Below are 12,198 nucleotides of genomic sequence, written 5' to 3'. Positions count from 1 at the left end.
CGGGGCATCCAATCCGACGGTGAGGGCTACGCCCGGCGGCGGGTCTTCTTGCTGCGGTTGGGCGGCACCGCGGTAGAGGCCGCCTCCTCCGGCGTGGGCCAGGCATCGCGGTCACCGCGCATGGGTATACCGAACTCGTCGCCCTGATCGGCCAGCCCGGGCTGTTCGCCTTGGTTGGCGATGGCCAGCACCGGCTCCACCGGCTCGGTCCGCATCGCGGTCGCTTCCGGTCCGCCGGCCGGATTGGGCTTCAGCGTATCCAGATAATTGTCCTGGATCGCGATCTCTTCGCTGGCCAGTTCCCAATTGGCTTCGGCGCGGCCCTCAGGCCGGCCTTCGCGTTCCCAAATCTCATGCGCGCGCCGACGGATGCGGCTTTCCAAATCCTCGGCCATACGGGTCCTCTCCTTCACGGCTGGGGTTTCCCCTAATGAACCCCGCCACGGCCCTGCCGGTTCCGGTCCCGTCTTCGCACAGAGGTTTCGACCCGTGGCCGGCCACGCGGCATCCCACCGTTTCCGAATGGCAACGCCTGCCCGAAAACCGCCGGAATTGCCCCAATTCTGCCGCTTGTCGTTTGAATTAATACCTTTGGGATGATATTGCACCGCGATCAACCGGCGGTCCCGCAGATTGTGGCTGGGCCAAGCGACGGGACCGATATGTTGCGCATCTTCCGGCCGAACGCCGTTTCCACCGCCTCCCCCGTTCGGGCAGCCGGCGCCGTCCGCGACCTTGGCGCCGCTTCGGCCGCCGGGTTCCGGACCGGCCGTTCCGGCGGCGGCCTGATGAGCGCCGCGCTGCTGGCCTGCGTTCTCGGCCTGCCTGCCCTGCCCGCCGCCGCCGCGCCCGACACCCGTCCCCAGCGCCCGCCCGCCGCCAAGGCGGAGCCGGAGAAATCCAGTGCCGCGCCCGCGAAGGCGGAAGACAAGCCGGCCACTGGACCGGTTCTGCAACTCGGCATCTATTCCCGCGACGGCGACGCGTGGTGGAGTTGGAAGAGTCTACAGCAGCGTCAGCCCGAGCTGGCCGCCGGCCTGACCGCGACCGTCACGCTGCTGGACGGCAAGAGCGAGGCCGGGGGCGTGGCGCTCTACGCCCAGGTGGCCAACGGGACCGATCCGAAGGTGCTGTGCCGCCGCATCGTCGGTGCCGGGTTCGGCTGCCTCGTCGTCGACCGTCCGCCGGCCTCGGCAACGCCTGCTAAGGCAGAGCCCCTACCGGCCGCCATCGCCAACGTCGCTTCCGCCAACGTCGCTTCCGGCGCCAAGGCTCCAGCCGCCGCCATGGTCACCGCACCGGCACCTGCTGCGACCGAACCGCCCAAGCCGCCGGCCGTGACCGTGGCCGTGGCGCCGCCCGCCGCGGCAACCGCCGAGGCGAAGCCGCAGCCTGCGGCCAAGCCCGAAGCACCGTCCGGGACGACGACCTCCGTCCTGGCGCCGATCGGTTCAGCCGCCGCCGCACCGCTGGCGCCCCCGCCCCCGGCGGTCGCCGCCGCCATCCCGCCGGCCGAAGGGCTGATCATCTACAACGAGGAAGACGCCCGCACAATGGCGGACATCGAGCAGCACAGCCGCCGCAAGGGCCGGCTCCGCTCGGTGATGCCCGATTCGCGCTATGACGTGATGCCGGCGACGCTGAAGAAGGAAAACTGGAACCTCTGCGCCCTGACCTTCGATGATGGGCCGCACCGCACGGTGACCAGGCAGGTTCTGGACATCCTGAACCGGGAGGGCGTGCGTGCCACCTATTTCCCGGTCGGCCGCATCGCCGAACGGCAGGGCGAGCTGATCCAGGATTTCGTCGCCGGTGGGCACGAGATCGGCAATCACAGCCTGACCCACTCCGACCTGCGCAAGATGGACACGGTCGCCGCGCGGTACGAGATTGCCGAGACCAACCGCATCCTCCGGGAATTCGGCGCCAACCCGGTGCTGTTCCGCCCGCCCTACGGTCGCTATTCGGAGGAGCTTCTGGCCGTCGCGCGCGAGGAACGCATGGGGTCGGTCCTGTGGTCCGTCGATACGCGCGACTGGCAGGTGCGCAACGCCGACAAGATCGTCAGCCAGATCAAGCTGGGCGGCATGCCGGGCAACGTCTTCCTGATGCACTCGACCTATCCCAGCACCGCGCAGGCTCTGCCGCGCGTGATCGCGGAGTTGCGGGCCAAGGGCTGCGAGTTCGTCACATTGTCGGAGTGGTTGGATCGCGCCCGCAATCTGGCTCTGCCGAAGATCATCAATGCCGGCATGCCGACACCCGCCGGCGGCGCCCCGGCCGACCCCCAGTAAGGAGCGGGATCGCGCTGCCGGGTGTTCCTATCGGGCGCCCCTAACGGGCGCTCTTGGCATCCTGCTGCTTACGGTTCTGGGCATATTGCCGGATCGCCCCCTCCACCTCCGGCGGCAGGATCGTCCAGGTGGCGCCGAAGGTGGGTCCCTTCACCTCCACCACCGCGACGGTCGCGGCAAAGGCGAATTTGCCAGCCGGATCGTCGACGCGCACCGACACGCGGGCATTCTGTCCGACGATCAGCGATCCGTCGAAGCCGCGGGCGACGAAGCCCTTGGGCGTCAGCGACACGATGGGGAAGCTTTTGCCGTCGCACTCCACGACGCTGACCGCCATGCGGGCGGCTGGCTTGGCCAGCTTCTGATCCTTCACCGTGACCTTCAGGAAGTCGAAAAGCCCCATCCCGCGCCCCCAGAAAACCGCCCCGCACAGCCAGGGAACGGGCGAGTGCCGCCCATTTGCCATCCACCTGCCGTCCATGTCCCGCGATTAAACGCGGGCACGATGCCGGGGGCAATCGATTCCTGCCTTTGGGGTAGTCCGTTCAGGCAAAACCCTGAGTGGGCGGAAGCTCAGCGGCGCAACGTCAGCGGCGCAACGCACCTTGCATGTCCGCCCAGGCGCGATGCGCCCGCCTGACCGACAGCAGGGCGAAGGGCAGCAGGGTGACGAGGACCATCGCCATTCCGGCCATGATCGACAGCGCCCCCAACGCGTCGGAGGCGGGAAGCCGTGCAGCCAGACCGGCCAGCAGATGGAGGATCAGCGCACCCAGGACCGACGTCGCCAGCAACGGGCCGATAAGGGCGGTCAGCAGGGCCATGGCGCCCACCTGCCGGGGCTGTCCGGCATCCTCGCCACCGCTCTTCGGCCAATCGGACCGGACCGCCGAAGATCGGATTGCCGAAGATCGGATAGCGGCAGACCGGATAGCGGCAGACCGCACTGCCGGGTACGGCATGCCGGCGACGCCTCGCACAACGCTCCGCATGGGCACCTCCGTTCTGGCTGTTCTTCCGCATGCCCGTTCTACCGAACCCGACCGGCCACCCGACCATATTGCCAACTGGATTGGTCGGGGTACCGAAGGAACCGGTGCGGGAACTATAGGATGCTTTTTCCGGCTTGGCTAAAATCCAAACCGATTACCCCCTTGCGCATGCCCCACGCTGCCTGTCTGCCTAAAGTACAGGCATCGAAGGTACAGGTTCGGAATGCGGGCACGCCATTGGCCATGGCCGCCGGCAGAACCCGCGGTCTCCACAGAGGCTGTGGATAACTGTGTGGGCAAGCCGTGGGCAGCCCCGATTCGCACTAGGCGATTCAAGGCCCCCGTGATGTTTGCCCAAAAATCAGGCATTTCCGTTAAGCGCTTGATCCGTAAGAAGAAACTTCCATTCAGAGCCCCAGGGGCTTGGCCGGCGTGTCAACCGAAATCTGTCACATTCCGCCATGCCCCTGGATTTCACACCCGGTTGTGCCCTGTTGACAACTGCCTCCAAGGGCATTGCACCATCGTTACGGGTGGAGCGACCTTGGTCCGCCGCCCTATGACTTTGGTAAAGAAGCGGTTCCGCAACCTTTGTCCCGCCTAGCCGTCGGTCTTCACCCAACAGCGCAGCACCTCCGCCACGCTCCAGGCCTGGGATATGCAGCCCCGCGGGGTGAAGGGGGGTTCCGCATCGAAGATCTCGCTGATGGTTCCGATACCGCCCTCGTCCAGATGCGGCAGGAAGCCTTCCAGCAGCCGGCGCGCTCCCTCCTTGTCCTGCGGGTGCAGCTTCAGCCACGCATCGACGTAGGGGCCGATCAGCCAGCCCCAGACGGTGCCCTGGTGATAGGCGGCGTCGCGCGCCCGCAGGTCGCCGAAGTATTTCGCCTTGTAGTCGCGGCAGCCGGGCGCCAGCGACCGCAACCCGACCGGGGTCAGCAGGTGCTTGCGCACCGTCTCCACCACCGGCTCCCACCGCTCCCGTTCCAGCACCGGATGGTCGAGCGAGACGGCGAAGATCTGGTTGGGACGGCAGGCGATGTCGTCGCCGTGCTCGCCATCCACCACGTCGAACAGGTGCCCCGCCGACGGACACCAGAACCGCGCGTTGAAGGAGGCGCGCGCCTGGTCGGCCAACTCCTCCAGCGGCCGGGCGGCAGCCTCGCCGTCCTCCTCGCGCAGCCAGTCCGTCATCAGGCGCAGGGCGTTGTGCCACAGCGCGTTGATCTCCACCGCCTTGCCCCGCCGCGGCGTAACCACCCAGTCGTCCACCTTGGCATCCATCCAGGTCAGCTGGTATCCCTCCTGCCCCTGGCGCAGCAGCCCGTCCTTGGGATCGACGCCGATGCCGAAACGGGTGCCGCGGCGGTGGAAATCGATCACCTCGCGCAGCTTGGGCAGCAGCAGGCGCAGCGTGTCGCGGTCTCCGGTGACGCCCAGATAGCGGTGCAGCGCGTGGAAGAACCACAGCGTCGCGTCGGCGGTGTGGTACAGCCCGCGATCCTTGCCGTCGGGGAACATGTTGGGGATCAGGCCGTCGCGGATGTAATGGCCGAAGGTGTGCAGGATCCATCCCGCCTCCATGTGGCGGCCGGTGGCCAGCGTCAGCCCTTCCAGCGCGATCATGGTGTCGCGGCCCCAGTCGGTGAACCAGTGGTAGCCGGCGATCACCGTCCGCACCTCGTCCCCCTCGGCCCGTGCCCGCATCTGGTCGGCGACGCGGCCGGCCGGCACGAACAGGAAGCTGTCGGCGGACAGCACCAGCTCCGCCATCGCACCGTGCCGCAGGCTGGGATGGGCGTTCTGGATGATGCGGCGGCGGCGTTCGGTCTCGAATCCCAGCACGTCGGTCGGCGGCAGCGCCTCCAGCCGCCACCACTCCTCGGTCGCGGCGGCGAAGGTGATGCTCTGCCCGGCCCCGACCTCGCCACTGAAATAGCCGGGCGTCCACAGCGAGCCGCGGGCCTGATAGCCGCGCTCGTCCTCGACCTGGTAATAGACCTCGCGGCGAATGCCTCCGTCGAGCGTCATCGGGAAGTCGCCGCCCTCGATCGCCATGCGCAGAACCGGCAGGTCGGGACCGGCCGACACCTCGTAGCGCTGACCCGCCGCGGTGATGCGGTAGGCTCCGGCCAAGGGCTGGTCCACCGCCGATTCAAGCGTGCGGAATGCCAGCACCGGCCGCAGCCGCAGCTGCACGGGCTCCTTGGCTTCCAGCACGCGGTAGGTGACATGGACGATGTTCTGCCCGTGCGGCAAGACGACCTGCTTCTCGATCACCGCACCACCGGCCCGGAAACGCCAGACGGGAAGTCCCGCCTCCATGCGGAATTCCTGCAGGGCGGCGGTCTGCGCATCCTCCCGCGGGTTGCCGTTCGCCTCGCGGCTGCTCAGCCAGTATTCATGGCCGTCGGCGTCGACGACGACGTCGCTCAGCTGGCTCAACATCAGGACCCGGCCCAGCGGAGCCGGCAGCGCCGCGATCAGAAGCCCGTGGTAGCGCCGGGTCACCGCCCCCGACACGGCGCCTGAGGCATAGCCGCCGAGGCCGTTTGCGACGAGCCATTCCCGGGTTCCCGTGCTGTCGGGACCGGTGGCCAGCACGTCGTGCGACAGGGTGCGAACGAAATCAGCCATGGTAAGCCTGCGATCTGCTTTCGATTTCCGACCCTTTGGAAACCACGATGACGGGGGTTGTGTTGCCCCCGGCCCCGTCGCTTTTCGTCGGAAAATCGCGCGCCGGCCCCAAAACCAGGGCGGCTTGCCCCGGCAACCGCCACGCACCGCCCGGCTGTTCCACCGGTCCCGTGCCGCAGCCGCCATAGAGCGGCTCATCGCTCGACCACAGAACCGTCCAGGCACCGTCCCTTGGCGGCGCGAGCAGCGGCTCCGCCAGAACCCTCAGGGTCAGGTCGCGCCCCAGATTGACCAGCAGCAGCCGGTCGTCGCCCTCCTCATCACCAAAGATGCGCAGGACAAAGGCCTCCTCCCCCAGAACGGCCCCGTCCAGCCCGCCGACGCGCTGGGCGGCAAAGACCGCATCCTCGCGGCGCAGGCGCAGCAGGTCGCGGTGCAGCGCCCAGACATGGGCGTTCGTCTCCCGCTCCCCATGGTCCAGCTTGCAGCGGGTGAAGCTCTCCTCCGCGTGCGGCTCGGGCAGTCGTTCGCGCATCGGCGGGGAAGCGATGCTGGGAAACTGGGCCAGGAACTCCGCCCGTCCTTTCTCCACCAGGCCGGCAAGTTCCGGCTTGTGGTCGGCGAAATAGAGGAAAGGCGTGCCGGCCGCGAACTCCTGCCCCTGGAACAGCATCGGCGTGCCGGGGCCCAGCAGGGTGAGCGCCGTCATCGCGCGCAGCCGGCCCGGCGAGGTCAGCGCATGCACGCGCAGCCCACGGGCGGAGTTGGCGATCTGGTCGTGGTTCTGCAGGAAGGTGATGAAGGCCGGGCGCGGCACCGTGAAGGCCGGCATGCCGCGCCGCTTGCCCTGCCAGCGATACCATTGCCCCTGATAGAGGAAGCCGTGCTTCATCGCCGACACGAATTCCTGCGGCGTGCCGCGATAGTCGGTGTAATAGGCCTCCGTCCGGCCGGTCAGCGCCACCATGGCCGAATGATGGAAATCGTCGTTCCATATGGCGCAGAGCCCGCAGCCGCCTTCCTCGGCCGGCTTCACCATGCTGGCGTGCTGAGGCTCGTTCTCCCCCACCAGGATGGCGGCGCGGTTGCCGGCGGCCTTGCGCACGGTGCGGGAGATCTCGGTCAGGATGTGCGGGCTGCCCCAGGATTCGCTGCCGTCGTGGATCGACTGGGTCGCGTCCAGCCGCAGCCCGTCCAGATGGTATTCCTGGATCCAGAAGGCGGCGTTCGACAGGAAGAACTCGCGCACCGGTGCGGAGTTGGGACCGTCGAAGTTGATCGCCTCGCCCCACTCGTTCTTGTAGCGGTCGGTGAAATACTCGTCGGCGAAGCACTTCAGGTAATTGCCGTCTGGTCCCAGATGATTGTAGACGACGTCGAGAATGACGGCGAGCCCCAGCCGGTGCGCCCCGTCCACGAAGCGACGCATGGCGTCGGGGTCGCCATAGAGCCGGGTCGGCGCAAACAGGTTCACCCCGTCATAGCCCCAGCCGAAGCGGCCGGGAAACTCCGACACCGGCATCAGCTCCAGCACCGTGACGCCGAGATCGGCCAGCGCCGGCAGTTCCCGCAGCGCCGCGTCCCAACTGCCTTCCGGCGTGAAGGTGCCGATGTGCATCTCGTAGATCACCTGGCCCTTGATGGACCGGCCGCACCAGTCCCCATCGGTCCAGGCGAAGCGGTGCGGATCGACAAGTTGCGAGGGACCGTGCGGCCCGTTGGGCTGGAAGCGCGACATCGGGTCGGGATAGAGCGTCTCGCCGCCATCGAGCCGGAACCGGTAGAGCCCGCCGGCCGCCAGCCCCGTCACGGCACCGGAGAAATAGCCGTTCCCTTCGTCATCCAGCGCCGTCGCCGGCCCGTCCGGCTCGACCACCAGTTCGACCCGCTTGGCGTTGGGCGCCCAAACGCGCGCGTGCGCCCCGCCCGGCTGTAACTCCACCCCGATCGGCCAGCGACGCGTGACGGTGGTGCGGGGCTGCTCGACAGACGAAACTGCGGTGGAGATGTTCACGACGGCTGGCCCCCAAAGGCGTGAGGCGGACTTGCCTTACGGTCATGGTCAACAGGAGCGGGGCGGCGTGGTCACGCGGGGAATGGGGAAATTGTTTCGGGGGCTAAGGGGTTTGGGGGAGTGTCGGCTGACGAATGCCCCCACCCCGACCCTCCCCCGTTGAGCGGGGGAGGGAGTTTAGTGCAAGGGCGGCGGAGTTCCCTCCCCCACCCAGTGGGGGAGGATAGGTGGGGGTCTAACCTCGCAAGGAACCAACCGCCCGCTCAAACCCGCTCGCCGAAGCTCCCCGCGGCGGCGTCGATCACCAGAGGGTGGGCGCGGAGCGTGGTCAGCGCCGCTTCCACCTTGTCGTCGGCGACCTCCAGCGTCACCAGCACGTCCGAGCGGTCGCCGCGTTCGGCATCGCGCTCCTCCCGCCCCGTCTGCACCACGTTGCCGAAGCGGTCACGCAGGCTGCCGACGATCTCGGCCTCCACACCCCGGCCGCGTTCGGCGGGATAGGCGTAGACCAGTTCCATGACGCTCTCCCTTCTCTGCTAACCTTGGGGGGCGAAGACGACGCGCATGCAATCGTCGGCCTTCTCCTTGAACATGCGGTAGCCCTGCGGTCCTTCGTCCAGCGGCATCCGGTGGGTCAGCAGGTATGACGGGTCCAGCTCGCCCTTGCGGATGTGCTCGAACAGCCGCTCGGCATAGCGCTGGCCGTTCTGCTGGCCCATGCGGAAGGTCAGGCCCTTGTTCATCGCCGCCCCCATCGGGAACTTGTCGATCAGCCCGCCATAGACGCCGACGATCGACAGGGTGCCGCCCTTGCGGCAGCTCTCGATCATCTGGCGCAGCACCGCCGGCCGGTCGGTCTGCAGCCCAACCGCCTGCTTGGCCCGGTCGTAGAGGTCCTCAACCGGATTGGATGCGCTGTCGGCCTCCATGCCGACGGCGTCGATGCACACGTCGGGACCGCGCCCGCCGGTCATCGCCTGCAGCGCATCGAAGATGTCGACGCGGCTATAGTCCAGCGTCTCCGCCCCCGCCTTCATCTGGGCGGCGCGCAGCCGGTCGGGGAAGCGGTCGATGCCGATCACCCGCTCCGCCCCCAGCAGATAGGCGCTGCGGATCGCCATCTGGCCGACGCCGCCGCAGCCCCACACCGCCACCACGTCGCCCGGCTTGATGCCGGCCATGTCGGCGGCCATGTAGCCGGTCGGCACCGCGTCGGACACGAACAGGGCCTTCTCGTCGCTCACCCCGTCGGGCACGCGGACGGCGTTGAAATCGGCGTAGGGCACCCGGATATACTCGGCATGGCTGCCGGCATAGCCGCCGAAGGCGTGGCTGTAGCCGAAGATGCCGGCGCCGCAATGGCCGTAGGCGGTGCGGGCATAGTCCGGGTTGGGGTTGGAGTTGTCGCACAGCGAGCTTTCGCCATGCCGGCAATGGCCGCAATGGCCGCAGCCGATCACCGAGATGGTGATGACCCGGTCGCCGCGGTTCAGGTAGCGGACCTCCGGCCCCTTCTCGACGATCTCGCCCAGGAATTCGTGGCCGATGATGTCGCCGGGCCGCATGGTGGGGACATAGCCGTCGATCAGATGCAGGTCGGACCCGCAGACCGACGACAGTGCCACCTTAATGATCACGTCATGCGGATTGACCAGCACCGGGTCGGGCACGCGCTCTACCCGCAGGTCGTTGGTTCCGTTCCAGCAGAGCGCCTTCATTCCATCGCCTCCCGGAACGACCCGTGGCCCGCTCCATTTCCACTCCCGTTCCCGCGGGGCTGGCGGTCGATGGTGGACAGCTCTCCCGTCTCCACCCGCTGCTTCAGCCTGCGCAGCGCTTCCTCGGCCTGCGCTTCCGGGGTGACGCCCAGACGCGCCGCGACCTCCGTGGCCGGGACGCGGTAGACCAGCGTCAGCCGCACCTCCGTGCCGCGGTCGCCCGGCGCCGGGGTCAGCATCAGCGAGGCGCGGTGCGGCAGCGCCGTCTCACCCACAGTATGCCAGGTCAGCAAGCGGTCCTCGTCGACACGGTCGAGCACGCAGCGCCAGCTCAGCGCCTCCCCGCCCGGCGCGCCCCCGGACATGGCGATCCATCGGCTTTCGGTGGCCGACAGCACGTCGACCCGCTCCAACTGCGGCATCAGCTTCGGCAGGTTGGCGAAGTTGCGCCAGAAGCGGAACACGGTTCCCGGTTCCGATGCGATGGTAACGACAGCCTGCGTGCGTTCCGGCGTCAGCGATCGGCGGCGCGATGCCGGGACATGGCTGCGCCAGGCGCCGGCATCGGGTACCGCCTTCAAGGCACGGTCGCCGAAGGGCCGCAGACCCAAGGCACCTGCGGCGAACAGGCCGGCGCCGCCCAGCGCCAGCATCGCTCCGCTCCAACCAGTCCGCCGGAGTCCAAGCACACCCAGCGCGGTGCCGCCCACCATGGCGAGCCAGCGGCCGCCGGTCGCGGCATCGCCCGATCCGATCAGGCTCATGCCCGACCGTAGGGAGTCCGACTGTGGCCAACGGCCCCGCCCGGTCAAACTGTTCGACGCCATCGCCGCTCCTTTCCCGTCTGTGCAATACCTGTGGACAGAGAACAGCCGGGTTGCGGCTTCGTTGCCTTACGCATGAGCTGATGCGCAGCAACCCTGCGGCGTTCCGCCTGTTACCATCGGCAGCAAAGATCGGAAGGGAGGATGGCCGTGCCACTTCTGGACGCCACCGTGGGTATCGCCGACGCCGAAGGGTTCCGGCCGGCATCCCTGGAAACCGACCGCGGCCCGCTGGAGGCCCGCTACTATCCGGTTCCGGACGGGGAGTTGGCGGTGCTGTGGGTCGGCGGGGTGGGCGGCGGTTTCGACACGCCGGCACGCGGACTCTATCCACGGCTGGCCGCCGACCTGACCGCGGACGGCATCGCGTCGCTGCGGCTGCGCTTCCGCGATCCGCGCGACCTGGAGCAGGCGGTGTACGACGTGCTGTGCGGGCTGAGCTTCCTCGGCCGCCAGGGCATCCACCATGTGGCGCTGGTCGGCCATTCCTTCGGCGGCGCCGTGGTCATCCAGGCTGCGGCCTCCAACCGCGGCGCCGTCTGCACCGTGGTAACGCTGGCGACCCAGGGTTACGGCACCGACCCGGTGACCGACCTGGCCTGCCCCATCCTGCTGGTCCACGGCGAAGCGGACGAAATTCTGTCGCCAAGCTGCTCCATGCACGTCCACCGCAAGGCGCGGGAACCGAAGAAGCTGGTCCTGGTCCCCGGCACCGGCCACCCGATGGAGGAGGCCTCCGAAGCGGTCTGCCGCGAGGTGCGCGACTGGTTGAAAGCGTATCTGCTGCGGCGGTAAGGGGCAAAGTTCAACCCCCCCACCTATCCTCAGCTTTCCTTCGGCTTGTGCGTGTCGCTGATCGGCTGCACGCCCGCCGGCTGCTCCTGCTGCTGCGGCTGGGGTTGCTGCTGTTGCTGTTGCTCCGGCGGCGGTTCTCGCCGCGGCGGGCCGGCCTTGACGTCTTGGTAGACGGCCTTGGCGATCTCCAGCAGCTCCTCCTTCGACAGGCGGCCGGCCAGCGCATAGGCCAGCTGCCCTTCCACCCAATAGAAGGTGGCGACGTCGCCGTTCTGGGTGAAGCTGAAGCTGGACTGGTTGCCGCTCTGGGGAGCGCCGACGAACAGGGTGATCCGCTTGTTGGCGTCGTTGGCGTACATGTACTGCGCGCCGGCGCCCATGTCGGTCGGCAGCGACCGGCCGCCGATCAGCCGGTAGCCGACGCGGCCCAGATCGGGGCCGAACACGTCGCGGCCGACCCGCTTGGACAGCCAGCCGTTCAGTTCGTCCTGGTTGTCGGCGCCGAGCTCCACCTGGAAGCGTTCGTCCGACGTGTAGAAACGGTGTGCCTGGGTGGCTTCCTGGGCGAAGGTGGCGAGCGTCTGGCGCTGCTGGGCGACGGGGGCGACGGCCTGCTGTTCGGCGCCGCGGCCCATCCAGCCGCCGGCCGCACCGGCAACGACCAGCATTACCGCAGCGGCGAACCGGACCAGCGGGCGGGCGTGCCAGGCCGGGCGGTTGTCGTTGAAGGCGATACGCCCCTTCAGCTTGTCGGACAGTTCCTGAACCGTATCGCTCGGCGGTTCGCGCAGGACGGTGTCGAACATCTCGTGCAGAAGCATCGCCTGGGCGCGGTAATCATCCGCCCGGCGCGCCGCGTCGGGATCCTCGGCCAGCCATCGTTCCACCGCCAGACGGCGGCTGCCGTCCAGCTGTCCGTCCACG

At 68.3% G+C, this 12,198-nt stretch carries 11 protein-coding genes; 2 read left to right on the top strand and 9 right to left on the bottom strand.

The window, feature by feature from the left end:
- Nucleotides 1-26 precede the first annotated feature (26 nt).
- Nucleotides 27-395 (bottom strand): DUF2934 domain-containing protein, encoded by a 369-nt coding sequence (locus VD964_RS28235; RefSeq protein WP_324871755.1) that lies wholly within the window; start codon nucleotides 393-395, stop codon nucleotides 27-29.
- Nucleotides 396-662: 267 nt separating this feature from the next.
- Here VD964_RS28235 and VD964_RS28230 point away from each other — a divergent pair, with 267 nt between their 5' ends.
- Nucleotides 663-2,294, top strand: a complete 1,632-nt coding sequence (locus VD964_RS28230) for a polysaccharide deacetylase family protein (protein ID WP_324871754.1) — start codon at nucleotides 663-665, stop codon at nucleotides 2,292-2,294.
- 40 nt (nucleotides 2,295-2,334) lie between these two features.
- On the opposite strand, the gene VD964_RS28225 is transcribed toward VD964_RS28230, so the two are convergent.
- The 7 genes from VD964_RS28225 to VD964_RS28195 all read right to left on the bottom strand — a co-directional run bounded on the left by VD964_RS28225 (nucleotide 2,335) and on the right by VD964_RS28195 (nucleotide 10,419).
- Entirely contained in the window at nucleotides 2,335-2,697 is a 363-nt protein-coding gene (locus VD964_RS28225; protein ID WP_324871753.1) for a hypothetical protein, read from the bottom strand.
- A 184-nt stretch (nucleotides 2,698-2,881) separates the two neighbouring features.
- Nucleotides 2,882-3,118, bottom strand: a complete 237-nt coding sequence (locus VD964_RS28220) for a hypothetical protein (protein WP_324871752.1) — start codon at nucleotides 3,116-3,118, stop codon at nucleotides 2,882-2,884.
- 768 nt (nucleotides 3,119-3,886) lie between these two features.
- The gene (locus tag VD964_RS28215) at nucleotides 3,887-5,923 is read right to left on the bottom strand and encodes an amylo-alpha-1,6-glucosidase (protein ID WP_324871751.1); all 2,037 of its coding nucleotides are present in this window, start codon (nucleotides 5,921-5,923) and stop codon (nucleotides 3,887-3,889) included.
- On the bottom strand, nucleotides 5,916-7,937 hold the full coding sequence (gene treZ / locus VD964_RS28210) for a malto-oligosyltrehalose trehalohydrolase (protein WP_324871750.1): 2,022 nt from the start codon (nucleotides 7,935-7,937) through the stop codon (nucleotides 5,916-5,918). The genes VD964_RS28215 and treZ overlap by 8 nt, the downstream gene beginning before the upstream one ends.
- A 263-nt stretch (nucleotides 7,938-8,200) precedes the next feature.
- The gene (locus VD964_RS28205; RefSeq protein ID WP_324871749.1) at nucleotides 8,201-8,455 is read right to left on the bottom strand and encodes a hypothetical protein; all 255 of its coding nucleotides are present in this window, start codon (nucleotides 8,453-8,455) and stop codon (nucleotides 8,201-8,203) included.
- 18 nt (nucleotides 8,456-8,473) lie between these two features.
- The gene (locus VD964_RS28200; RefSeq protein WP_324871748.1) at nucleotides 8,474-9,655 is read right to left on the bottom strand and encodes a zinc-dependent alcohol dehydrogenase; all 1,182 of its coding nucleotides are present in this window, start codon (nucleotides 9,653-9,655) and stop codon (nucleotides 8,474-8,476) included.
- Nucleotides 9,652-10,419 carry an SRPBCC family protein gene (locus VD964_RS28195; protein ID WP_324871747.1) on the bottom strand — a complete coding sequence of 256 codons (768 nt, stop codon included), beginning with the start codon at nucleotides 10,417-10,419 and terminating at the stop codon, nucleotides 9,652-9,654. The genes VD964_RS28200 and VD964_RS28195 overlap by 4 nt, the downstream gene beginning before the upstream one ends.
- 204 nt (nucleotides 10,420-10,623) lie before the next feature.
- Between VD964_RS28195 and VD964_RS28190 the strand changes: the two genes are divergently transcribed.
- Complete coding sequence (locus VD964_RS28190; protein ID WP_324871746.1) at nucleotides 10,624-11,274, top strand: alpha/beta hydrolase; 651 nt, start codon at nucleotides 10,624-10,626, stop codon at nucleotides 11,272-11,274.
- A gap of 29 nt (nucleotides 11,275-11,303) precedes the next feature.
- Here the strand turns inward: VD964_RS28190 and VD964_RS28185 are convergent, their stop codons facing one another.
- Nucleotides 11,304-12,197 (bottom strand): anti-sigma factor, encoded by an 894-nt coding sequence (locus VD964_RS28185; RefSeq protein ID WP_324871745.1) that lies wholly within the window; start codon nucleotides 12,195-12,197, stop codon nucleotides 11,304-11,306.
- Between the last annotated feature and the right edge of the window lies 1 nt (nucleotide 12,198).

This window comes from Azospirillum sp. (assembly GCF_035628975.1).
Classification (GTDB): Bacteria; Pseudomonadota; Alphaproteobacteria; order Azospirillales; family Azospirillaceae; genus Azospirillum.
The sequence above is the reverse complement of the archived record's forward strand: the minus strand, read 5'-3'. Positions and strand labels throughout refer to the sequence as shown.